The 23,406-nt window shown below is 67.8% G+C and carries 23 protein-coding genes and 1 other RNA gene; 8 read left to right on the top strand and 16 right to left on the bottom strand.

The annotated features are described in order from the left end of the window. Positions 1-13: 13 nt before the first annotated feature. Entirely contained in the window at positions 14-1,480 is a 1,467-nt protein-coding gene (locus G015_RS0107910; RefSeq protein ID WP_020146421.1) for a DNA polymerase Y family protein, read from the top strand. A gap of 30 nt (positions 1,481-1,510) precedes the next feature. Here the strand turns inward: G015_RS0107910 and G015_RS0107905 are convergent, their stop codons facing one another. The 7 genes from G015_RS0107905 to G015_RS0107875 form a co-directional block, all read right to left on the bottom strand. Further along, entirely contained in the window at positions 1,511-2,518 is a 1,008-nt protein-coding gene (locus G015_RS0107905; protein WP_018994041.1) for an NAD-dependent epimerase, read from the bottom strand. A gap of 151 nt (positions 2,519-2,669) precedes the next feature. Next, on the bottom strand, positions 2,670-2,927 hold the full coding sequence (minE, locus tag G015_RS0107900) for a cell division topological specificity factor MinE (RefSeq protein ID WP_018137595.1): 258 nt from the start codon (positions 2,925-2,927) through the stop codon (positions 2,670-2,672). A 2-nt stretch (positions 2,928-2,929) separates the two neighbouring features. Continuing rightward, on the bottom strand, positions 2,930-3,739 hold the full coding sequence (minD, locus tag G015_RS0107895; RefSeq protein ID WP_018994043.1) for a septum site-determining protein MinD: 810 nt from the start codon (positions 3,737-3,739) through the stop codon (positions 2,930-2,932). A gap of 68 nt (positions 3,740-3,807) precedes the next feature. Continuing rightward, the gene (gene minC / locus G015_RS0107890; protein ID WP_051068161.1) at positions 3,808-4,587 is read right to left on the bottom strand and encodes a septum site-determining protein MinC; all 780 of its coding nucleotides are present in this window, start codon (positions 4,585-4,587) and stop codon (positions 3,808-3,810) included. Between the two features lie 150 nt (positions 4,588-4,737). Next, the gene (locus G015_RS0107885) at positions 4,738-5,511 is read right to left on the bottom strand and encodes a DUF1295 domain-containing protein (RefSeq protein WP_020146420.1); all 774 of its coding nucleotides are present in this window, start codon (positions 5,509-5,511) and stop codon (positions 4,738-4,740) included. Positions 5,512-5,516: 5 nt separating this feature from the next. Beyond that, on the bottom strand, positions 5,517-6,554 hold the full coding sequence (locus tag G015_RS0107880) for a cyclopropane-fatty-acyl-phospholipid synthase family protein (RefSeq protein WP_018137599.1): 1,038 nt from the start codon (positions 6,552-6,554) through the stop codon (positions 5,517-5,519). Positions 6,555-6,619: 65 nt separating this feature from the next. Further along, positions 6,620-10,297, bottom strand: a complete 3,678-nt coding sequence (locus tag G015_RS0107875; RefSeq protein WP_020146419.1) for a hydantoinase B/oxoprolinase family protein — start codon at positions 10,295-10,297, stop codon at positions 6,620-6,622. Positions 10,298-10,390: 93 nt separating this feature from the next. Between G015_RS0107875 and G015_RS0107870 the strand changes: the two genes are divergently transcribed. Next, positions 10,391-11,518: a metal-dependent hydrolase gene (locus tag G015_RS0107870; protein ID WP_020146418.1), complete on the top strand. Its 1,128-nt coding sequence runs from the start codon at positions 10,391-10,393 to the stop codon at positions 11,516-11,518. A 14-nt stretch (positions 11,519-11,532) separates the two neighbouring features. After that, positions 11,533-11,850 (top strand): hypothetical protein, encoded by a 318-nt coding sequence (locus G015_RS0107865; RefSeq protein WP_018175493.1) that lies wholly within the window; start codon positions 11,533-11,535, stop codon positions 11,848-11,850. Between the two features lie 296 nt (positions 11,851-12,146). On the opposite strand, the gene dapB is transcribed toward G015_RS0107865, so the two are convergent. Both dapB and prmB read right to left on the bottom strand, forming a co-directional pair. Beyond that, entirely contained in the window at positions 12,147-12,941 is a 795-nt protein-coding gene (dapB, locus tag G015_RS0107860) for a 4-hydroxy-tetrahydrodipicolinate reductase (protein WP_020146417.1), read from the bottom strand. 42 nt (positions 12,942-12,983) lie between these two features. Then, positions 12,984-13,871 carry a 50S ribosomal protein L3 N(5)-glutamine methyltransferase gene (gene prmB / locus G015_RS0107855; RefSeq protein ID WP_020146416.1) on the bottom strand — a complete coding sequence of 296 codons (888 nt, stop codon included), beginning with the start codon at positions 13,869-13,871 and terminating at the stop codon, positions 12,984-12,986. Between the two features lie 78 nt (positions 13,872-13,949). On the opposite strand from prmB, the gene asd reads away from it, so the two are divergent. Then, entirely contained in the window at positions 13,950-14,804 is an 855-nt protein-coding gene (gene asd / locus G015_RS0107850) for an archaetidylserine decarboxylase (protein ID WP_020146415.1), read from the top strand. A gap of 927 nt (positions 14,805-15,731) precedes the next feature. Here the strand turns inward: asd and orn are convergent. Continuing rightward, positions 15,732-16,298: an oligoribonuclease gene (orn, locus tag G015_RS0107845; protein WP_019025066.1), complete on the bottom strand. Its 567-nt coding sequence runs from the start codon at positions 16,296-16,298 to the stop codon at positions 15,732-15,734. Positions 16,299-16,436: 138 nt separating this feature from the next. Between orn and G015_RS0107840 the strand changes: the two genes are divergently transcribed. From G015_RS0107840 to rsgA, 3 genes are all read left to right on the top strand, one after another. Continuing rightward, positions 16,437-16,742, top strand: a complete 306-nt coding sequence (locus G015_RS0107840) for a cytochrome c (protein WP_018138495.1) — start codon at positions 16,437-16,439, stop codon at positions 16,740-16,742. Further along, entirely contained in the window at positions 16,735-17,070 is a 336-nt protein-coding gene (locus G015_RS0107835; protein ID WP_012983215.1) for a 4a-hydroxytetrahydrobiopterin dehydratase, read from the top strand. The genes G015_RS0107840 and G015_RS0107835 overlap by 8 nt, the downstream gene beginning before the upstream one ends. A gap of 81 nt (positions 17,071-17,151) precedes the next feature. Then, positions 17,152-17,997: a ribosome small subunit-dependent GTPase A gene (rsgA, locus tag G015_RS0107830; protein ID WP_020146414.1), complete on the top strand. Its 846-nt coding sequence runs from the start codon at positions 17,152-17,154 to the stop codon at positions 17,995-17,997. A 10-nt stretch (positions 17,998-18,007) separates the two neighbouring features. On the opposite strand, the gene G015_RS0107825 is transcribed toward rsgA, so the two are convergent. The 6 genes from G015_RS0107825 to ffs all read right to left on the bottom strand — a co-directional run bounded on the left by G015_RS0107825 (position 18,008) and on the right by ffs (position 22,289). After that, a complete protein-coding gene (locus G015_RS0107825) occupies positions 18,008-18,829 on the bottom strand; it encodes a hypothetical protein (RefSeq protein ID WP_018175488.1) in 822 nt (273 codons plus the stop codon). A gap of 104 nt (positions 18,830-18,933) precedes the next feature. After that, the gene (locus tag G015_RS0107820; RefSeq protein WP_012983218.1) at positions 18,934-19,278 is read right to left on the bottom strand and encodes a histidine triad nucleotide-binding protein; all 345 of its coding nucleotides are present in this window, start codon (positions 19,276-19,278) and stop codon (positions 18,934-18,936) included. A gap of 78 nt (positions 19,279-19,356) precedes the next feature. Beyond that, entirely contained in the window at positions 19,357-19,947 is a 591-nt protein-coding gene (gene recR / locus G015_RS0107815) for a recombination mediator RecR (protein ID WP_018138491.1), read from the bottom strand. 36 nt (positions 19,948-19,983) lie between these two features. Further along, positions 19,984-20,310, bottom strand: coding sequence for a YbaB/EbfC family nucleoid-associated protein (locus G015_RS0107810; protein ID WP_018138490.1), 327 nt, complete (start codon positions 20,308-20,310; stop codon positions 19,984-19,986). Between the two features lie 35 nt (positions 20,311-20,345). Further along, on the bottom strand, positions 20,346-22,106 hold the full coding sequence (dnaX, locus tag G015_RS0107805) for a DNA polymerase III subunit gamma/tau (RefSeq protein ID WP_020146413.1): 1,761 nt from the start codon (positions 22,104-22,106) through the stop codon (positions 20,346-20,348). An 86-nt stretch (positions 22,107-22,192) separates the two neighbouring features. Further along, an RNA gene (gene ffs, locus G015_RS13985) (signal recognition particle sRNA small type) lies at positions 22,193-22,289 on the bottom strand. Between the two features lie 244 nt (positions 22,290-22,533). Between ffs and G015_RS0107800 the strand changes: the two genes are divergently transcribed. Next, entirely contained in the window at positions 22,534-23,283 is a 750-nt protein-coding gene (locus tag G015_RS0107800) for a glutathione peroxidase (protein WP_018138488.1), read from the top strand. Positions 23,284-23,406: the final 123 nt, after the last annotated feature.

Here is a 23,406-nt window from a genome sequence, read left to right as displayed (position 1 = left end):
AAACGAACAGTGGATGGCGGTCGAGCTGCCGCACCTGGCGCTGGAGACCCTGGCGCGTACCGAGCCGGACCGTTCACGGCTGACCGAACGCCCCCTGCTGGTGGTCGAGGCCGGCGCCGCTCCACGCGTGCATGCCGCTAATCGCGCCGCGCGCCGCACCGGGGCCCGACCGGGCATGGCGCTGGCCGATGCCCTTGCCATCCTCGACACCCCGGAACTCGTCGAGCACGACCCGCAGGCCCAGACCGCGCAGATCGCCATGCTGGCCGGCGTGCTGCTGCAGTTCTCCGATCACGTGCACCCGGAGCCGGAGGCCCGGCGCATCCTGCTGGAGGTCGGCCGCAGCCGGCGCCTGTTCGGCGGGCTCGCCGCCCTGCGGGAACGGGTGCGGGGCACCCTGGAGGGACTGGGCTTCCACCCGCGCATCGGCCTGGCACGCAGTCCGGCCGCCGCTCGCCTGCTGGCCACCCTGCGTAATCCCGCGATCCCCGAAGATAGCGAGGCCCTGCGCCGCACCCTGTCACCGGTCCCGCTGGAGACCCTGCCGCTCTCCGCCGCGACCCGGGAGGGCCTGCGGGCCATCGGCCTGCGCCAGCTCGGCGACCTGCTGCGGCTGGCGCGCCCCGAACTCGCGCGCCGCCACGGCCCGGAGTTGCTGACACTGCTGGATCGGCTGCTGGGGCGGCGCACGGAGACCCTGCCGCGCTTCGACCCGCCCCCGGAACTGGACCTGTCGCTGCGCCTGGAACACGAGATTCATGCGACCGGGGCCCTGGCCTTCCCGCTCAAGCGCCTGCTGCGCCAGGCCGAGGCCCAGCTGCGCGGCCTGAACCGCAGCCTGCAGGGGATGACGCTGGAGCTGAAACACCGTGAGGCGCATGCGCGGATTACCGCTACCCGAATGGCCCCTACCCGAATAACGCTGGAACGCGGCGATCCCGGTATCCGTGCGGAGGACTGGCTGCCCCTGTGGCAGACCCGGCTGGAACGCGAGGTCCTGCCCGCCCCGGTCATCGGCCTGCGCCTGCGGGCCACGCGGCTGCTCGACCCGCCCGCGCAGGGCGCCAGCCTGCTGGCCGAGACCCCGGGCCACCCGCCGCCGGACGCGCAGTTGCCGGCCGTGCTAGCCCGTCTGAGCGCGCGTCTGGGCGAGCAGGCGATCGTCCGGCTGACCGCGAGTGGCATCCCTCGCCCCGAGGTCGCCCAGGGCGCGCGACACGATCTCGACGCGGCGGCCTCGCCTCCGCCGCCGACACCCGCGCAAGTGATTTGCGGCACGGCGCTCTGGCTACAGGACCCACGGCCGATCCCGCCCCCGCTGCATACGCACGGGCTGGGCCGACTGGAGGATGGCTGGTGGGACCGCGGGCAGGATGTGCGCCGCGATTACGCGGTCACGTGCGACCGGCAGGGTCGCAGGCTGTGGCTGTACCGCTGCCTGCGCAGCGGCCAGTGGTTCCGGCAGGGGTACTGGGGGTAGCGCGCCAGTACGGCGCGCTCGGGTCAACGATCAGACGCGGTAGTACTCGCGATACCACTCGACAAAGCGGGCGATACCGTCTTCCACCGCGGTCGCGGGGGCATAGCCCACGTCCTCGCGCAGGGCCTCGACATCGGCGTAGGTGTCCGGCACATCGCCCGGCTGCAGGGGCAGGAGGTTTTTCTCGGCCTTCTTGCCCAGGCAGTCTTCCAGCACCTCGATGTAGCGCATCAGCTCCACCGGCTCGTGGTTGCCGATGTTGTACAGCCGGTAGGGTGCCGCACTCGTCGCCGAATCGGGCTCGGCCCCGGTCCACGCAGGATTGGCCCGTGCCGGACGATCCAGCGCGCGGATCACGCCCTCGACGATGTCGTCGATGTAGGTGAAGTCACGGCGGTGGTGGCCGTAGTTGAAGACGTCGATCGGCTCGCCCGCCAGGATCTTCTTCGTGAACAGGAACAGCGCCATGTCCGGTCGGCCCCAGGGGCCGTAGACGGTAAAGAAGCGCAGGCCCGTCACCGGGAGCTGGTAAAGGTGCGCATAGGTATGCGCCATCAGCTCGTTGGCCTTCTTGCTCGCCGCGTAGAGGCTCAGCGGGTGGTCGACGTTGTCGTGTACCGAGAACGGCATCGTGGTGTTGGCGCCGTAGACGGAGCTGGAGCTGGCGTAGACCAGGTGCTCCACACCGTTGTGCCGGCAGCCCTCCAGGATGTTGCCGAAGCCGACCAGGTTGGTGTCGACATAGGCCGCCGGGTTCTCCAGCGAGTAGCGCACCCCGGCCTGAGCCGCCAGGTTGACCACCCGCTCCGGGCGATGCTCGCGAAACACCCGCTCCATCGCCGCGCGGTCGGCGATGTCCTCGCGGACCTCGGTATAGCTCGGGTGGTCCTGCGTGCGCGCCAGGCGTGCCTCTTTCAGCGAGACATCGTAGTAGTCGTTGAGGTTGTCGACGCCGATGACCTCGTCGCCCCGCTCCAGCAGGCGCAGGGAGAGGGCGCTGCCAATAAAACCGGCGCTGCCGGTGACCAGGATTCTCATGGACGGATCATATGCCTTATGCCGATGTTAAGCCGATGGGGCCGGGGCAACCCACCGTAGGAGGCCAGCCCTCTGGCCGATGGGGGCCGGGCCTGGCTCCCCATCGCTCAGGGGGCTGAGCTCCTACAGCGAGAGACGGGCTGAACATATGCTAGCCCCGATCGTCGGGCAGGGTGATGTTCAACTCCAGCACCTCGCAGTCGCCCTCGCGGTCGACGTTCATCTGCACGGCGTCGTCGTTGACCTTCACGTACTTGCGGATGACCTGCAGCAGTTCCTGCTGCATCGCGGGCAGATAATCCGGCCCGCCCCGGGCCGCACGTTCGCGCGCCACGATGATCTGCAGGCGTTCCTTGGCAACACTGGCGCTTTTCTGCCGCGGCTGGCGGAAGTAGTCGAAGATGCCCATGGTCAGCCCCCGAACAGGCGTCCGAAGAAGCCCTTCTTCGGTACATCGACAAAGCGAAGCGGGCGCTCCTCGCCCAGGAAGCGATCCACTGCATCCTGGTAGGCCTGACCGGCGTCGGATTCCTCGTCCAGCACCACGGGCTGGCCGGCATTCGAGGCGTTCAGCACGGCCTGCGACTCGGGGATCACACCCAGCAGGTCGATGGCCAGGATCTCACCCACGTCCTCGATACTGAGCATCTCGCCGCGCGCGGCGCGCTCCGCGGCATAGCGGGTCAGCAGCAGGCGCCCCTGGATCGGCTCGCCGCCCTGTTCCACCTGCCGGGTCTTGCTGGCGAGGATGCCGAGGATGCGGTCGGAGTCGCGCACCGAGGAGACCTCGGGGTTGGTGACCACGATGGCCTCGTCAGCAAAGTAGGCCGCCATCAGCGCGCCCCGCTCGATCCCCGCCGGGCTGTCGCAGATGATGTACTCGAAGTCCTCGGACAGCTCGTTCAGCACGCGCTCCACACCGTCCTGCGTCAGGGCGTCCTTGTCGCGCGTCTGCGAGGCCGGGAGGATGTACAGGTTGTCTGCGCGCTTGTCGCGGATCAGCGCCTGTTTCAGGTTGGCGTCGCCATTGATCACGTTGACAAAGTCATACACCACGCGGCGCTCGCAGCCCATGATCAGATCCAGGTTGCGCAGGCCGACGTCAAAATCGATCACGGCCGTCTTGTGGCCGCGCAGGGCCAGACCGGTGGCGATCGCGGCAGAGGTGGTGGTCTTGCCGACCCCGCCCTTGCCCGAGGTAATCACTACGATGCGTGCCATGGTGGCTGCTTCTCCTTGGTCGTCGCGCGATGACGTATACAGGACCGAGCGCCCTCTACGCCGCTCGCTCAGATTTCAGCGATCTTGAGGCTTTCGCCCGCGAGTGTCACCAGCCGGTTCTCGCCGCGCTCGGACTCGGCGATATCCTCGGCCACCCGGTAATGTCCCGCGATAGACAAAAGCTCTGCATCCAGTCGCCGGCAGAAGATCCGAGCCGTCTCCAGGCCCCGCACGCCGGCGAGTGCCCGCCCGCGCAGAGGACCCAGCACATGGATGTGGCCATCCGCGAGCAGTTCAGCACCGGCGGACACCGCCCCGGTCACCAGCAGGTCGCCGCCGCGGGCGTAGATCTGCTGCCCGGAACGGACAGGACGATCCACCACGCGGGTCGCGCTGTGGACCGCGGGGGCGGCCTCGGCCAACCTGTCCGCGGATTTCTTGCCCTTCTTGCTCGGCGCCGGCTCCGGGGGCTCGCCTTCATCCAGGGGCACCTCGCCACTGGGCGCGCCACCGCGGCCACCCAGTTGCAGCACGGGCAACACATCGAATAGCTCGGAATAGCTCTGCAGACGCTCGGCGACCTCGCCGGCATGCAGGCCGATCAGCTTGAAGCCCTCGGCGCGCACCTGCTCGATGGTCGCCTGCAGGTCGCTCTCGGGGGCCTCGGCCACCGGCTCGAGGTCCAGCACGATGGGCATGTCGCGCATCAGATCCGGGGCCTGTTCCCGGTGTGCGATCAGCTGCTCGCCGAGCTGCCGGGGGTCGGTCTGGAACACCCGCAGCACCGACACCAGCATCATGCGCCCTTTCAGTTCAATGGTCTGGACGGGACTCGGCGTAGCGCTCATGCGTGCGTAGGGCCCTGCTGTGAGATCGGCGATCGGGAAACTCGGCCTCCAACGCGCGTCGGAAGACCGGAAAGATGCGCGCTTTATAGCGCGGACGGGGAAAGCACAGCAAGGGAGTGCCACCGAAATCGGCGGCGGATCGGTGTTTCCTTAAGATCGTGGCGGACCCGGGATCAGCGTATTGGTGCGCCGCGCATAGTCCGCATAGCCCGGCCGCGAGGCATGCAGACGTTTTTCCAGTAACGTGACGCCCGACACACGCAGGATCAGCACGATCATCAGGATCGCCGAGGGCACCGCCCACCAGCCCCCGACGGCCAGCGCGAGCAAGCCGTAGCCCACCCAGACGACGATCTCGCCGAAGTAGTTCGGGTGGCGGCTGTAGCGCCACAAGCCCTGGTCCATGACCTCGCCCCGCCGTGCAGGGTCGGCCCGGAAGCGCGCCATCTGTGCGTCCGCGACCGATTCATACAGCGTGCCCAGCGCCCAGACGGCCGCGCCCAGGGCGGCCAGCGGCCACCAGACACTCACGGCATTCGTCACCGCCAGCATCGGCAGGCCGATTACGGCCACCAGCGCACCCTGCAGCCAGAAGATCGTGACCAGGCTGCGCGCGGCGAACCCTCGTTCCGACAGCCCCTCGCGCATGTCGGTATAGCGCCCGTCCTCGCCGTGACCCCAGTTGCGCCAGGTAATGAACAGCGACAGCCGCAGCCCCCACAGCAGCACCGGGATCACGATCCAGAGGCCCTGCGCCGGCCAGCCCGCAAGCCCCCACCAGACCAGCGTCACGACCACGAAGCCCAGGCCCCAGAAGCGGTCGACCAGGCTGGCATCGTGGCGCCAGACGCTGCCGGCCCAGACCAGGGTCATCAGGACCATGCTGGCCAGAAGCCCCCAGAGAAACGCCATCAGTGTCTCCATCGCGATCAGTCTCCCGGCCGTTCGAACAGCACATGGGAGACGAACCACTCGTCCCCGCCGCTGTAGTCGAACAGCTCCGCGCAGGCCATGTAGAAGATCCGCCAGCGCTGGAACCAGAGTGCCGCCTGCTGTGCACCATAGGCCGTCTCGAACAGGGGCATCAGCGTGTCGCGGGCACGATCCTGGCGGGCCAGCCAGGCGTTGAGCGTGCGGGCATAGTGCTGCCCACCGACGCGCCACTGGCGGATCACACGCAGGTCCTCCTGGAAGTGCCGCGCGAGGTCGTCCGACGGCATCAGGCCGTCGCGGAAGAAGTGCCGCCCCATCCAGTCATGCTCGCCCTCGGACTCGAACACATACGCGTGTTCGCGATGGGCGAACACATGCATGAAGAAGCGCCCGCCGGGATTGAGCCACCCGGCAATGCGCCGCAGCAGTTCCGGCCAGTTGCGCATGTGCTCGAACATTTCGATCGAAACCGCCCGGTCAAAGCCCGGCGACGGTGGGGCGAACGTGTTCATGTCTGCGGTCAGGACCTCGAGATTGGCAAGCCCGAGGGCATCGCGCCGGGCCTCGATAAAGGCCCGCTGGGTATTGGAGTTGGAGACGGCGGTGATCCGTGCGCCGGGGTACTGCTCGGCCATCCACAGCGACAGCGACCCCCAGCCGCAGCCCAGCTCGAGCACCCGCTGGCCGTCGGCAATCCCCGCGCGCTCGCAGGTCAGGCGCAACATCGCGACCTCGGCCGCCTCCAGGGTGTCGACACCCTCCGGCCACCAGGCGCTGGAGTACTTGAGGCGCGGGCCCAGGCAATGCTCGAAGTAAGCGGTGGGGATCTCGTAGTGCTGCTCGTTGGCAATATCGGTGGACAGGGCAACGGGAGAAGCGCGCATGGATTCGATCAGGGCGTAGCGCCGCTCCATGGTCTCCTCGGCCGTGCCGGAGACCTCTGCCAGGCGCTCCGCCAGCAGCAGGCGGATCCCCGCACGCACCAGCATATCCGGCACGCGTCCCTGCTCCGCCCACTCCATCATCCGCTGCATGCCGCATCTCCCCTTGAGTGCAACATGGACCCCGGGAAGTGTGACCGGTTCCCGCGATTCAACGCCTACGCATCGCTGCGACGGTCTCCGTAGCCACCGCCGCCGGGTGTGCGTATCTCGATCGCATCCCCTGGCTGTACATGGCGGCGATCGCAGGCGGACATCGGTTCGCGCGTGCCGTCGGCGCGCAGGATCGCATCCTCCCCCGGCGCACCCGGCCCGCCACCGGCGATCCCGAACGGCGGCACCCGGCGACGGTTGGACAACAGCACGACCTCCATCGCCTGGTCGAACCCGAGCCGGCGGATCACCCCATCACCGCCCGGATAATGCCCCTGCCCCCCTGAGCCGCGGCGGTAGGCGAAGCGCTCCACCCGCACCGGGAAGCGGCTCTCCAGCACCTCGGGGTCGGTCAGCCGCGAGTTGGTCATGTGGGTCTGCACCGCGCTGGCCCCGGCGTAACCCGGCCCCGCGCCGGCCCCGCCGGCGATCGTCTCGTAGTACTGGTAGTCGGCATTGCCGAAGGTCAGGTTGTTCATCGTGCCCTGGGCCGCCGCCTGCACCCCCAGCGCCCCGAACAGGGCATCGGTGACCACCTGCGAGGTCTCGACATTGCCGGCCACCACCGCGGCGGGCGGCGCCGGGTTCAGCAGGCCGTCCTCCGGAATGACCAGGTCGACCGGCGTCAGGCAGCCATCGTTCAGCGGGATCGCATCCTCCAGCAGGGTACGCAGTACATACAGCACCGCCGCGCGCACGATGGAGCTCGGCGCGTTGAAGTTGTCCCCGCGTACCGCGCTGGTACCGGTGAAGTCGATGCGCAGGCGCCGGTCGGCGGGATCGGGGGCGACCTGTACCCGCACCTCGGCGCCGTTGTCCATCGCATACGCGAACGTGCCGGCCTCGAGCTGCGGGATCAGCCTTTCCACCGCCTCGGCCGCGTTGTCCAGCACGTGGCCCATATAGGCTGTCACCATGGCCGCGCCGTACTCATCCAGGAGCCGGCCCAGCTCCTCCAGTCCCTTGCGGTTGGCCGCGACCTGGGCCTCGAGATCGGCGAGGTTCTGATCGGGGTTGCGCGTCGGCCACGGCCCCTCGCCCAGCAGCGCGCGCATGCGGTCGCTGTCGAATACCCCGTCGCGCACCAGCCGGGTGGGCGGGATCAGCACGCCCTCCTCCTCAAGGCATGTGGAGAACGCGGGCATGGAACCCGGCGTTATGCCGCCGACATCGGCGTGATGCCCGCGCGAGGCGACGAAGAACGCGGGGGCACCGGCCGCTGCAGACGGGTCTTCGGTTACCTGTTCGTCGCCATCCAGGAACACCGGCGTGACCACGGTGATGTCCGGCAGGTGGGTGCCGCCGTTGTAGGGGTCGTTCAGCACGAAGGCATCGCCCGGGCGCAGGTCGCCGTCGAACGCCTTCACCACCGCGCGCACGCTGGCCCCCATGGAGCCGAGATGAACGGGCATGTGCGGGGCATTGGCGACCAGACGGCCCTCGGTGTCGAACAGTGCACAGGAGAAATCCAGGCGCTCCTTGATGTTCACCGAGTGCGCGGTGTTGCGCAGGGTGAAGCCCATCTGGTCGGCGATCGCCATGAAGCGGTTGTTGAACACCTCCAGCAGGATCGGATCGCGCGGGACGGCCTCGGGGTTTGCTGGCGCCGTACCCGGACGCCGCGCGCTGCCCCGCTCGCGATCCAGCCGCAGGGTCCCGTCCGCCTCGATGCACCCCGCCCAGCCGGGCTCCAGCACCAGCGTCGCGGTCGGCTCGATCACGATGGCCGGACCGGCCAGGGTCATGCCGGGCTGCAGGGACTCGCGCCGGTACAGCGGCACATGGCGGTGTTCGCCGTCGATGACCATCGCGACCGTATCCGCCTCCGGCGCAGGCCCTCGGGTCACCGCTGCCGCCATGCGCTCCGGTGCGGTCTCCCTCGGGGCGGCGATCGCCTCGGCCGTCGCGATCGCCACCACCAGCTCACGATCCGGCGGGGCAAAGCCGTAGCGCGCGCGGTAGGCCTCGGCAAAGGCCGCCATCAACGCCGCGGGCTCGCCCGCCGGGACCTCCAGCGCGGTGTCCGAACCGGCCAGGCGCAGGTGCAGCCGCCGCTCGATGCGCATGTCCTCCGCCGCCACACCCTGCTCCGCCAGCGCGGCGCGGGCGGCCTCGGCCTGTTCCGCCAGGGCAGACTCGATCGCCCCGGCATGCGGCTCGTCCAGCGGCCATTCCAGGCTGCGTTCGCGCAGGGCGCGCAACTCGCCCAGCCCCATGCCGTAGGCGGACAGCACGCCACCGAGCGGATGAAACAGGATATGCCGCATGCCCAGCTGCTCCGCCACGCGGCAGGCGTGCTGCCCCCCGGCGCCACCGAAACAGACCAGCGCATAACGCGAGACGTCATGCCCGCGCTGCACCGATATGGTCTTGATCGCCTGGGCCATATGCTCCACCGCGATCTGCAGCGCCCCCTCGGCCAGGCCCTCCGGAGTCGCGGGCTCTCCGGTGGCGGCCGCCACCTCGGCCGCCAGCTCCGCGAACTGTCGGCGCACTGGTTCCGGATCCAGCGGGCGGTCGCGATCCGGCCCGAACACCGCCGGGAAGTACTCCGGGCGCAGCCGCCCCAGCAGCAGGTTGCAGTCGGTGACGGTCAACGGCCCGCCCTGGCCATAGCAGGCGGGTCCGGGCTGGGCGCCGGCGGACTCCGGCCCCACCCGCAGACGGATGCCATCGAAGCGGCAGATCGATCCGCCCCCGGCCGCGACCGTATGGATATCGAGCATGGGCACACGCAGCCGCGCACCGGCCACCTCGCTCTCCTGGCGCCGCTCCAGCGCCCCCGCCAGATGCGCGACATCGGTGGAGGTGCCCCCCATGTCGAAGGTGATCAGGCGTTCGAAGCCGAGCGGACCGGCGGTCTTGAGTGCCCCGACGATCCCCCCGGCCGGCCCCGACAGGATCGCGTCGCGACCGCGAAACCGCGCCGCGTCCACCAGCCCGCCATGCGACTGCATGAACCGCAGGGGCACACGGCCCAGCTCGCCCGCCACCTGTTCGACATAACGGCGCAGCACCGGCGAGAGATAGGCGTCGACCACCGTGGTTTCGCCGCGCGGGACCAGCTTGATCAGCGGGCTGGTCGCGTGGCTGGTCGCGACCTCGGTGAACCCCAGTTCGCGCGCCAGCGAGGCGATCGCCTGCTCGTGTGCCGGGTAGCGATAGCCATGCAGACAGACGATGGCCACGCAGTGGATGCCGTCTGCCAGCGCCGCCTGCAGCCGCGGCCTCAGCGCGTCCAGATCGACCGGGATGAGGACCTCGCCGGCCGCATTCACCCGCTCGCGCACCGGCTCCACCCGCGCGTAGACCGGGGACGGCAGGCGGATCTCGCGGGCGAACAGCTCGGGGCGCGCCTGATGGCCGATCGCCAGCGCATCCTCCAGCCCCTTGGTGATCACCAGGAGCGTGGGCTCCCCCTTGCGCTCGAGCAGGGCGTTGGTGGCCACGGTCGTGCCCATGCGCACCTCGTGTACCACGCCCTCCGGAATGGGTGCATCGGCCGGGAGCTCCAGCAGATCGCGAATACCCTGCACGGCCGCATCGCGGTAGGCCTCCGGGTTCTCCGACAGCAGTTTGCGGGTGTGCAGGCGCCCCGCCGGATCACGTGCGACCAGGTCGGTGAACGTCCCGCCCCGGTCCACCCAGAAATGCCAGTCTTTCGCCGCTGTGGCTTGAGTCATGTCCACCGCTCTGGTTTGATCGCCCGAACTCGCGCCCCGTGACCCGGTCGCAGGCTCGTAATTCACGGGCCTTAAACAAAGGAATTATCGCGCATGGACCCCATTACCCACGCCAGTCTCGGCGCCGTGATCGGCGGCCTCACCCTCGGCTCCCGCCTGGGGCGCAAGGCCGTGGTACTGGGCGCCGGTGTCGCGCTGCTGCCCGACCTGGACGCGTTCATAGCTTACGGGGACGCGGTATCGGAGTTCATCCACCACCGGGGCTTTACGCACTCCTGGCTGGTGCAGTTGCTGGTGGCCACCGGCGTCGCGGGGCTGCTCGCCAAGGTCCCGGCAACGCGGGAAATCGGCTTTGGCCGCTGGTGGCTGTTCTTCTTCCTGATCTGGGCCACCCACTCGCTGAACGACCTGCTGACCACCTACGGCACCCAGGTACTCTGGCCATTGCCAGTCGGCCCCCTGTCCACGGGCTCGATCTTCGTGATCGCCCCGTTCTACACCCTGCCGCTGCTGGTCGCGGCGATCGGCGCGCTGTTCTACCGCTTCGCCCCGCGCCTGCTGGTCGCCGGGCTCGTACTCTCGACCGTCTATGCCGGCTCCGGCCTGGCATTGAAGGCCTGGATCGACCACCGCATCCAGCCCGTGCTGGCGGCGATGGAGCTGGAAGAGCAACCGCGAATGGTCCAGCCGACCCCGTTCAACCTGCTGCTGTGGCGTGTCACCGTGATCAACGGCGACGAGTTCCTGGATGCCTGGGTCGGCATCTTCGACGACCCGATCCGACCCGACTTCGAACGCTTCGAGCGCGGTGACCCGGAACTGCGCGAGGCCGCGCTGGCGCTGGAAGACGGGCAGCGCCTGCAGTGGTTCTCCGGCGACTTCCTGCGCTTTCATCGCACCGCGCATGACGAGGGCCCCGACCGGCTCGTGGTCACCGACATCCGCCTGGGGGTCCCCGGCTTCTTCCCGTTCGGCTTCGAGATCGCGGAGGAGCGCAACGGCGACTGGGAGCCCATCACCTCGCGCCAGGTCGGCGAACTCCCCCGGCGCGACAGCCTCGACGCCCTCGGCGGCATGCTGCAGCGGATTGTCGATCCCGAGGGCGCGCCCTGCATTATGGACCTGGGCGATCCGGCCTACGCGATCACCGAGCCGCCCCCGCGCTGCCGCATGGGTGGCCGCACATCGCCTCCCGCCGGGGGCGCGCACGACATGCCGTGAGCCAGGACGAAGCCATGACGCCCGGGGTGCCCGGCCCGCCACCGGCCTGCGGGCTGTGCGGCCGGTCGATGGACGACCTGACGCGGCATCACCTGATCCCGCGCAAGCAGCACCGCCGCAAGCGCATCCGGCGCCTGTTCAGTCGGAGCGAGCGCGAACAGCGAATCCTCTGGGTCTGCCGCCCCTGCCACGACCACATCCACAAGCACTTTGACGAGCAGACCCTGGCCGAGCGCCTGAACACCGCGGAGGCACTGCTCGCCGAGCCGGTCGTGCAGGACTTCGTCGTCTGGATCGCGCGCCACCCGCCCGGCTTCAAGCCGCGCAGCTAGGGAGACGCTGATTTAATCGCACGTCCGCGTTGGTGCCCCCTGTTTTCCGAGACAAGGCGCGTCGCGCAGCGGGTAGTGGTTCTACCCGCAAGCGGCGCAACGCAGGATCGGGGAACAGGGGGCACCAACCCCACAAGCCATTGAACGCAGGGGCTCGGCCGCTTTTGCGCGCGCACAGCGTTGCGGTTCCCTTGTGCAGAATGACTGCACGGCAGTCACCGCGCCTTGTTCGCACGCAAAAGCGACTCGAGCGCGGACGTGCGATTAAATCAGCGTCTCCCTAAAGCAGCTGGATCTTAGAGCTCCCGCAGCCCCAGCACGTCCTGCATGTCGTACAGGCCGTGACCGGCGCCGGCCAGCCATACCGCCGCACGCACCGCACCCGAGGCGAAGATCCCGCGGCTGGAGGCCTTGTGGGTGATCTCGATGCGTTCCCCCTCGCCGGCGAACAGCGCAGTGTGTTCGCCCACGATGTCGCCGGCACGCACGGTCGCAAACCCGATGGTGCGCCGGTCACGCGCCCCGGTCTGGCCCTCACGGCCATAGACGGCGTCGTGCTCCAGATCGCGCCCCAGGACCTCGGCCACCACCCGGCCGAGCTTCAGGGCAGTACCCGAGGGTGCATCCACCTTGTGCCGGTGGTGCGCCTCAAGGATCTCGACGTCCACGCTGTCGCCCAGGGCGCGGGCGGCCAGCTCGACCAGCTTGAAGGTCAGATTCACCCCGACGCTCATGTTCGGCGCATAGACGATGCGCATCGCCCCGGCCGCGTCACGCAGCCGCTGCTCCTGCGCGGCATCCAGGCCCGTGGTGCCGATCACCAGCGCCTTGCCGTGCGCACGGCACAACTCCAGGTGCTGCATGGTCGCCGCGGGGCTGGTGAAGTCGATCAGCACGTCGAAGTCATCGGCCACCGTCGCCAGGTCCTCGACCAGCTGGACCGAGGCCGCCGACCCCACGGACGTACCGAGGCGCTCGCTGCCCGGCCGCTCGCTCGCCGCCCCCAGCGTGCCTTCGGGGTGATCCTCGACGGCCTGCACCAGGTTTTGCCCCATGCGCCCGGCGGCGCCTGCCACTGCCACTCGAATCATTGCCGTGTTTCCTTTTTTCTGTGCACTTTCAGCCCGCGAAGACTACGGAAGATCCCGGGCATACGCGAGGAAGACCCCGTGGCCACCAGATTCGAACTCCAGCCAGATCAGCGGCAGGTCCGGGAAGGCCTCCTCCACCGCGGGCTGGCTGTTGCCGACCTCGACGATCAGGGCGCCGTCCTCCGTCAGATGGCGGCGCGCATCGGCCAGGATGCGGCGCACGATGTCGAGGCCGTCCGAGCCCGCGGCCAGGCCCAGTTCGGGCTCGTGGCGGTACTCTTGCGGCAGCTCGGCCATGTCGCGGGCATCGACATAGGGCGGATTGCTCACGATGAGGTCGTAGCGATCCTCCGGCCCCAGCGCATCGAAGACATCGGAGTGCCGAATCTGCACGCGGTCGCCAACGTCATGGCGCTCGATGTTGCGCACCGCGACGGCCAGCGCCGGTTCGGAGACATCGCTCAGATCGACCTGTGCCTGCGGCAAGGCCAGCGCCGTGGCGATGCCGATGCAGCCGCCCCCCGTGCACAAATCCAGCACCCGCTCGACCGAATCGGCCTCGATCCATGGCTCGAAGCCGACCGCGATCAACTCCGCCAGGGGCGAGCGCGGCACCAGCACGTGTTCGTCGACAAAGAACGGCAGCCCGGCAAACCAGGCCTCGCCGGTCAGATAGGCCGCTGGCTTGCGCGTCTCGATGCGCGTGCGCAGCACCGCAATCACCCGCGTGCGTTCGGCCTCGCTCAGGTTCGACGACCACCAGCTCTCGGGCAGATCCAGCGGCAGATGCAGCGTATGCAGCACCAACCAGGCGGCCTCGTCGAAGGCGTTGTCCGTCCCGTGGCCGAAGCTCAGCCCGGCCGCGCGAAACTGGCTCGCGCCAAAGCGGATGAAGTCGCGCAGCGTGCGCAGTCCTGTGGTGGATTCCATTTGGGCCTTTCCCATTGGCGTGGGGGCCGTCATCATACCGGCTCGCTTCCGTCCCGTGCGCCCGAACCGAGTATTCCGATGAGTGCCCTAGACCCCTGGCTGGCCCGAGCTTCCCACCTGCTGCCGCAGCATGCGCTGTCGCGGGTTGTGCACCGCCTGGCCCGCATCGAGAGCCCGCGTGTCCAGCCGCTGCTGCGCTGGTTCGTGCGCCAGTACGGGTTGAACATGGACGAGGCGGCGGAGCCCGACATCGCGGCCTACCCCAGCTTCAATGCCCTGTTCACGCGGGCGCTGCGCGAGGACGCCCGCCCCCTGGCGGGTGACGACAACACGGTCGTCAGCCCCGCCGATTCGCGGGTCAGCGCGGCTGGGCGCATCGAGGCCGGCCAGATCTTTCAGGCCAAGGGCCACCACTACACGGTGCGGGAGCTCCTGGGCGGTGAGGAAGACCTTGCCGAACCGTTTCGGCATGGCCATTTCGTGACGCTCTACCTGTCGCCACGGCATTATCACCGGCTGCACATGCCGCTGACCGGCACGCTGACCCACATGCTGCATGTGCCCGGTCGGCTGTTCTCCGTCGCACCGCGCATCGTGCGCCACGTACCGCGCCTGTATGCCCGCAACGAGCGCGTGGTGGCCTGCTTCGACACGCATTTCGGGCCGATGGCCGTCGCCCTGATCGGGGCCCAGAACGTCGGCTCGATCGAGACGGTATGGGCGGGCGAGGTGACGCCACCGGCCGGACAGCCCTACAGCTGCAGCGAATACCCGGATCGCGAGATCACGCTCGAGCGCGGGGCCGAGATGGGGCGCTTCAACCTCGGCTCGTCGGTGGTGCTGCTGTTGCCGGATCATCCGCTGGAGCTGGGCGCGCACCTGACGCCGGAGACCGAGGTGCAGGTTCGCGGCGCCCTCGGCCGTTTCTACTAGCCTCCGCCTCCCGGCCGGTTTCCGCACCAGTGCCTTACTATGCAACCCCGCCTGTGGTCAGTTGCCAGCGCCGTTGAGGCTGGGCCTGGTTCGGCATCCGGGGTTTACGTGCCTTCGGTCCGCATACTGCCGTGCGCTCACTCGCGAGCGCGCCGCGAGGTACTTTCTTGCTTGCCCAAGAAAGTACCCAAAGAAGGGCACCCGGATTCCGCCCGGGAACCTTGCTCCAGGGCCCTCGGGCCGGCGGCGCTGAAACTCGCTACGCCTTCCGGCTTCTCTCAGACAGTCAGCGCCCCGTGTCTATTTTGAATCGTCCGGCCCGAGGACCCTTCCGCAAGGGGCTTCATACGGGGGGATAAGGTCAAGACAACGGCTGGCCTGACGTTCGTGCCAATGGATGGAGGCAAGGTGTCCCGACATCCTGGGCACGCGCGGCCTGCGGCCCTGGCGTGCCGCGCCCGCCAGCGGGCGCCAGACCCCATCGTAGGATGTGATGAGCGCAGCGAATCGCATCAGGGTTGCCCCAACGTCGGAACGGTGCGTTTCGCTGCGCTCAACCGCACCCTACAGCGCGGGACTTTTGGCAGGCGCTGGAGCGCCTTCTGTTTTGACCTACCCTCCCGATATGAGCCCCTTGTGGAGGGCGTGACAGGCCGGACGATTCATAATAGACACGGGGCGCTGACTGTCTGAGCGCAGCGAGTTTCAGCGCCGCCGGCCTGGCGCGTCCGGAGCAAGGTTCCCGGGCGAATCCCGGGCGTGTTTCTTGGTTACTTCTTTGCACGAGCAAAGAAGCCCGTTTTTGATTAACAACGGGCGCGGCGCGCTCGCGAGTGAGCGCTTGGCGGGCGGCGGACCGAAACCACCGTAAACACTGAAAGACGAACCAGGCCCAGCCTGAACGGCGCAGGGCGCGACGAAGCGCGATCAGTCGTGGGCGGCGGCGGGCGGCAGCTGGATGAAGTGCTCGCGGTAGACGCGGAGTTCGTCGATGGAGTCGCGGATGTCCTGCAACGCCTGGTGCGAGGCGTTCTTCTGCAGCTTCGAGAGCACGTCGGGGGCCCAGCGCCGGGCCAGCTCCTTGAGCGTGGAGACGTCCAGGTTGCGGTAGTGGAAATAGGCCTCCAGCTGCGGCATCAGACGCGCCATGAAACGTCGATCCTGGCAGATCGAGTTCCCGCACATCGGCGAGGCCCCTTTCGGCACATAGTCGGACAGGAAATCGATGGTCTCGCGTTCGGCGGCGGCCGCATCCGTACTACTGTGGCGGATGCGCTCGATCAGACCGGAGGCCCCATGCGTGCGCCGATTCCATTCGTCCATCGCATCCAGCACGTCGGCGGGCTGGTAGATCGCAAGGACCGGGCCCTCCGCCAGGATGTTCAGTTCCTTGTCGGTGACGATGGTCGCCACCTCGATGATCCGGTCGTTCTGGGGATCCAGGCCGGTCATCTCGAGATCGATCCAGATCAGGTTTTCGGCGCTCGCTGCCATGCCCGCTCCTTTCCTGTGCGCTCGAAGTCTATCATCATGGTCCGGGACGACGTTGTCCGTTTTGCTCACATGCAACACGGCCAAGGTCTCGGGGACCATGCGGTCCCGCCGGATCCATTCCCCACAAAGGAGGGAATCATGCGACTGATCATCTCAAGCCTTGCGGCCCTGGGCCTTGGTTTTTCCCTGGGCACCGCCCAGGCCGACGACATCCAGAAGGGCAAGAACCTGCATCAGGACAACTGCATCAGCTGTCATGCCGACATGGTCGGTGGCGATGGTACCGACCTGTACACGCGCGACAACCGGATCGTCGGCGACTATGACCACCTGGTCCGGCAGGTAAACAACTGCAACGCACAACTGGGCACCAACTGGTTCGACGACGAGATCGAGGCGGTGGTGGCCTATCTGAACGCGGAGTACTACCAGTTCGATGAGTGATCTGAAGACCAAGCACTGCCAGGCCTGCGAAGGCTTCACCGAGCCGATGTCGCGCGAGGACGCCGAGCGCGGCCTCGGCCAGCTGGACAGCCACTGGGGCATCGACGAGGCCGGCCGCAGCATCCAGCGAAGCTTCAAGTTCAAGAACTTTCACGAGACGATGGCGTTCGTGAACGCGGTGGCCTGGATCGCCCATGTAGAGGACCACCACCCGGACATGGCCGTGGGCTACAACCGCTGCTCGGTGCAGTTCTCGACACACGCGGTGGGCGGTCTGACAGAAAACGACTTGATCTGCGCCGCCCGTATCGATGCGCTCTTTGACTAGTCTGCCAACCGGCAAGACCCCGGCACCGGCCGGTTCGGACTCTTGAGTCCGACCGGCCGGGTTCACGCCCGCCACAATCAGATGGCCGATATCGCGGTGCCGGAGGACGCGGAGCCGCGCCGAATCCGACTGCACCGCCGCCAGAAGGATCTCGCCTGTGGTGATCGCGTGGAGATGGACGCAGCGGGGGAACAGATTCAGCGACGCCTGCCCCGGGACAACACCCTGGTGCGCCAGGACGGCTTTGGTCGGCGCAAGGTCATCGCGGCGAACATCGACACCGTCTGGATCGTGATCGCGCCCTCCCCGATGCCGGCGCGCTTCCTGATCGACCGGTTCCTGGTCGCGGTGTACAACCTCCCCGCACGGCCACGGATCCTGGTGAACAAGCAGGACGCGGGACCCGCCAACACGGGGGACTGGCTGGCCCCTTACGCTCACCTGGACCTTGACCCCCTGCATGTCAGCGCCCGCAGTGGGTACGGGCTGTCCGCCCTCGCCGAGGCCGCCCGGGGGCATACCAACATCCTGATCGGACAGTCCGGGGTGGGCAAATCCTCGCTGATCGCCGCGCTGCTGGAGCGCCACGGCAGCGGTGATATCAAGCTTCCGGAAACGGGAGATCTCGCGGTGTCCGGCGAGGGCCGCCACACGACGGTCACGGCACAGTGGTATTCATTGACAGGGGGTGGCGCCTGGATCGACTCGCCGGGCGTGCGCGACTTTACGCCGGAACTGGAATCCATCGATGCGCTGGTGCGCGGGTTTCCGGATATCGAAGCGCTTGCCGACAATTGCCGATTTCGCAATTGTCGGCACCAGTCCGAACCCGGCTGCGCGGCAAGGGAGGCCGTCGATCAAGGCACTCTGCCCGTGGCACGGCTCGAGGCCTGGACCGCCCTACTGGGGACGCTGGAGAAACGCTAGGGGAAGGCGACTAGAACGTCAGCCCCATCTCCACGCCGACCACCGACGACGAAGAGTCGCGAGTACTCTCGAAATCGAGGCGATCGGACATCCAGTCGCTTGAGGTGTTCAGCGAGTAGTCGTCGTAATACAGGCTCAGCGACAACTCGGACTGATTCTGCAGGCGCAGGCGACTGTCGAGGCTGAGATACCCCGCGCTGCGACCCAACTCGCGATGACGGCCCCCGTAGCCGAAGCCGAGGGCATCGTCTCCACTCGTCAGTGACTGGCGCACGCCGACACGGAACTGGCTGTCAAAGCGGCCAGACCCGGACGCAAAGGTGGGGCCGAAGCTGAGGTCGGTGAAATAGGCCGTGGATTCAGTCTCCGGGCCCAGGTCCGACCAGCCCGGACGAGTCTCCATACCAACCCCCAGGTTCAAGCCATAACCAAAGCCCGCGCCCAGCTGCTGGTGGTAAGCCCCTTCCACCTCGAACAGGCGGCTGGAGAGGACGCCCATGCCGGTCTCGTCACCCGGAAGGCCACCAGTGGTCTCGGTGCGCAGCGTCAGTTGATAGCGCCAGTCGCGACTCGCCGAGGCGGGTTCCGGATCGGTCATCGGCAGGACGTTGGGCGCGGAGCGGGCAGAGCCACCGATCGGCTCCATGCCCACCGGGTCCACCACGGTCCCGCTCTCGGATTCGTACTCGGCTTCTTCATCGACGCGATCCGGCCCACCAAGCGTCGACTCGGTGCTGGTGGGGGTATACGTCAGGGAATAGCGATCGTCGGCATGCGCCACACTGGTGGCGGCCACTCCGAACAAGACGGCCAGTGCCAGCGCGACCGGCACACGCGCAGGCGCCAGCTGCGGGCTGTTGCCCCGCGCTGCTTGCCTGGCTTCACCGTGATGATTCCGTCGCGTCACGCCGTATCGTCCGTGTTGTGTTGTCTCGATCAGCCCGGGGGCCAGCTCAGCGCGCGACCGCCCAGTACGTGCATGTGTACATGGTAGACCGTTTGCCCGCCGTCTTGGTTGCAGTTCATCACGGTTCGATAACCGTTTTCCGCAAATCCGCGATCGCGTGCAATCTGTGCCGCCACGTGCGCCATGTGCCCAATCACCGGGGCCGTCTCGGCGGTCAGTTCGTTCAGGGTGGCGATGTGCTGTTTCGGGATCACCAGCACATGCGTCGGGGCCTGAGGATTCAGGTCTTCAAAGGCCAGGACCTGGTCGTCCTCGAACACGACCTTCGCCGGGATCTCCCCCGCGACGATCTTACAAAAGATGCAGTCAGCCATCATGTTCTCCTAAACGACGCGCGGGTTTATATCAGGAAACGGTAATGCATTCAATGCATCCCGAAAACCTGATCCCGATCAGTAATCGCGGCGCCCCGACAAGGCATGCGCCAGGGTCCCCGCATCGATGTACTCGAGCTCGCCCCCGGTCGGCACGCCCTGCGCGATGCGCGTAGCGCGAATGCCGTGGCGCGCCGCCATTTCCGCGAGGTAGTGCGCGGTGACCTCGCCCTCGACCGAGGTATTGGTCGCCAGGATCAGCTCGCGTACGCCCTCTTCCTGCAAGCGCGTCTCCAGCTGATCCAGCCCCAGCTCTTCGGGACCAATGCCATCCAGCGGCGACAACCGCCCGAGCAACACGTGGAAACGGCCGGCAAAGTCGGTCGCCGACTCGATGGCCATCACATCGCCCGGGCTCTCGACCACGCAGATCACGCCCGGGTCGCGCTCGGGATCCGCGCAGCGAGGACATACCTCTGCGGTAGTCAGCGTGCGGCACACTTGGCAGTGCCCGACGCGCTCGACCGCCTGATCGACGGCCCGTGCCAACCGGCGCGCACCGTCGCGGTCGCGCTCCAGCAGGTGCAGCGCCATACGCCGCGCGGACTTGGCACCGACACCCGGCAGGCAGCGCAGCGCCTGCACCAGTTCGTCGAGTTCAGCGTCCATCGCGCGCAGCGCCGGTTCCGATCCAGGGAGACGCGATCAGAACGGCAGCTTCATCCCGGCCGGCAGGCCCATACCTTCGGTCAGGCTGCCCATGCGCTCCTGGGTGGTGGACTCGACCTTCTGCACGGCGTCATTGATGGCCGCGGCCACCAGGTCCTCGATCATGTCGCGGTCGTCCTCCAGCAGGCTGGGGTCGATCTTGACCCGGCGCACCGCGTACTTGCCGGTCATGAGCACACTCACAAGACCGCCGCCTGCCTGGCCCTCGATCTCCATTTCGGCCAGCTCCGCCTGCATCTTCTGCATGTCTTCCTGCATCTTCTGGGCCTGCTTCATCAGGCCACCCATGCCACCTTTCATCATGATTTCGCTCTCCTGCCCTGCGCCTTGCGCAGGGGTTATCGTTCAATCGATTGCGACGCGGACGGCTCGTCACCCGCGCGGTCCTCGCGAATGCGTACCGTGCCCAGTTCGGCCCCGAAGGCCTCGCCCAGGGCCTGCACCACCGGATCCTCGCGCATCGCCGTTTCGGCGCTAGCCTGACGTTCCGCTGCGTCTGCTGCAAGCCGTGCAGCGGGCGTGGCCTGCGAGGGTTGTGTCTGGTCGACAATCTCCAGCCGCACCGAGTGCCCGAGGCGTTTCTCCAGGGCCTCCTTCAGGCGCGTTCGGGTTCGATCCGTATAAAGCGTACCCGGGGCTACGGCGATCACGACGCTTTCGTCATCCAGTTGCTGCAATTCGCCATGCAGCGCGAGTTCGCGCACCGTGCCGGTCGGCAGACCTTCGGCAAAGCGATGCCAGTCAAAGGGCCCGGAATCCGGCTCCGGGGGCATGACAGGCTTGGCATCCCGGGGTGGCGGCGCAGACTCGGCCGGCCCGGTATCCGGGCCGGGATCCGGCTCGCGCACCCGCTCCTGAACCCGCTCGCGCGGCGGCTCCGGGATGGGGGGCGGAGCCGACCGCGCCGTGGTGTCGGGCCGGGCCGTGGCCGAACCCGCACTCGGGCCAGCTTGCGGTGCGGCCGGGGCCCCGCCCTGGCGCTCGACGGGCACGACCCCTTCGCCGGGCCCTTCCGGCCGAAAGGCCAGCAGACGCAACAGGGTCATCTCCACGCCCATCTGCGCATCCGGCGCCCAGGGCAGATCGCGGGCTCCATGGATCAGGATCTGGTAGGTCAGCTGCAGGGTTTCCGGATCCACCCGAGCTGCGGTCTCGCGCGCCCAGCGTTCGGCGGCATCGTCACCGTCCGCGCCGGCGGCACTACGAACCAGCTGCTCCACGGCCACGCGATGCACCAGGGCCGCCAGCTCGTCCAGCAGGCGGGACCAGTCAGGCCCCAGCCCCGTAAGCTCCTGCAGACCCTGCATCAAGCCCGGACCATCACCGGAAAACGCCGCGTCCAGCAGGCCGGTCAGGCGGGTTCGCGGCAGCAGGCCCAGCATGTCGCAGGCATCGGACTCGGTCAGGCGATCGCCGCCGTAGGCGATGGCCTGGTCAGTCAGGCTCAGCGCGTCGCGCATGGAACCCTCGGCCGCCTCGCCCAGGCGCAGCAGCGCGCCCGGTTCGGCCTGCAAGCCTTCGGCCTCGAGGATGCGCGTCAGGTGCTCGGCGATCAGCGCCGGCGGCATCGGCTTGAGATTGAACTGCAGGCAGCGCGACAGCACGGTGACCGGCAGCTTCTGCGGATCAGTCGTGGCGAGCAGGAACTTCACATGATCCGGCGGCTCTTCCAGCGTCTTCAACAGGGCGTTGAAGCTCTTCTCGGAGAGCATGTGCACCTCGTCGATCAGGTACACCTTGAAGCGCCCCGCCGTCGGGGCATAGGAGACGTTATCCAGCAGCTCGCGGGTGTCGTCCACGCGGGTGCGGGACGCGGCATCGACCTCGATCAGGTCGAGATGCCGGCCCTCGGCGATCTCCACGCAGGAGCGACACTCACCGCAGGGGGTCGGGGTGACGCCCGTCTCGCAGTTCAGGCAGCGCGCGAGGATACGGGCGATCGTGGTCTTGCCCACGCCGCGCGTCCCGGCGAACAGGTAGGCATGGTGCAGACGATCCCCGCTCAGGGCATTGGCCAGAGCACGCACCACATGCGGTTGCCCGACCAGGTCCTCGAAACGACCGGGACGCCACTTGCGGGCCAGAACCTGGTGACTCATGCCTCCCCCGTCAGTGCAGTCTTTCGCGAGCCCGCGTGCGGGGCCATCACCGCAGGAGTCGGGGCCGCAGGGAAAAGGGTGGTGGCCCGCACCCGCCACACCCCGGCGCCCGACGCAGCTGCTACCGTTGCTCCCTTCCGGGCCTGGCGGGATTCACAACCTGTCGTCGCGAGGGGACTGATACGGACCACCATAACGCGGTCCTCGAATCGAGGCGAACTCGAATCGGGGTGGCAAGCTTCCGGGTTTGGCCGGGTGACGTCAAGCATACACAATAGTCGAAAACTAATGACACAATAGAAACACAAAACTGGATCAATCGATGGCCAGGCCTTACCTTAGGTCCCGTAGCCGGGAACTACCCCGGCCGAAAAGAAATCTTCATCCCTGACTGACAAGCAAGCGCCATTTAATAAGGAGAGTATTTATGGAACTCGAAAATCGCGAAGGCCAGCGCGTCCCGGAAGTCACCTTCCGCTGCCGCAAAGACAACGACTGGAACGACGTACGCTCGGAAGACCTGTTCAAGGGTCGCAACGTGGTCGTTTTCGCCCTGCCGGGCGCGTTCACCCCGACCTGCTCCTCGGCCCACGTGCCGCGCTACAACGAGCTGGCGCCGGTGCTCAAGAAGCACGGCATCGACGAGATCGTCTGCATCTCGGTCAATGACGGCTTCGTGATGGAGGCCTGGCAGGCTGACCAGCAGGCCGACCGCGTGACCTTCATCGCCGACGGCAACGGCGAGTTCACCGAGCAGATGGGCATGCTGGTCGACAAGAGCGACCTCGGCTTCGGCCACCGCTCCTGGCGCTACTCCATGCTGGTGCGTGACGGTGTGATCGAGAAGCAGTTCATCGAGCCGGACGAGCCGGGCGACCCCTTCGTGGTCTCCGACGCCGACACGATGCTCGCCCACGTCGCCCCGGACGCGGCCTGCCCCGAAGACGTGGTCGTCTTCACCAAGCCCGGCTGCCCGTACTGCGCCAGTGCCAAGGAGATGCTCGAGAACGCCGGTCTCGACTACGAAGAGATCGTGCTGGGCCGCGACGCCAGCCTGCGCAGCCTGCGCGCCGCCACCGGTGCGATGACCGTCCCGCAGGTATTCGTGGGCGGCCACCGCATCGGCGACTCGGAAGATCTCCAGGAGTGGATCTCCCGCGAGAAGAAGGCGGCGTAACCCCGCCTGCCGGGTCGGGTCCTTGTGACCCGTCCCCGGTGGTCACCCTGTGGGGTGGCCATCCGTGTCCGGATGCCCGCACAGGCGGACGCCCGGACACGGATGGCAGACCCTGGCGACCGC

It is taken from the genome of Thioalkalivibrio sp. ALJ15, from assembly GCF_000383695.1.
In the GTDB taxonomy this organism is placed as follows: Bacteria; Pseudomonadota; Gammaproteobacteria; order Ectothiorhodospirales; family Ectothiorhodospiraceae; genus Thioalkalivibrio.
The sequence above is the reverse complement of the archived record's forward strand: the minus strand, read 5'-3'. Positions and strand labels throughout refer to the sequence as shown.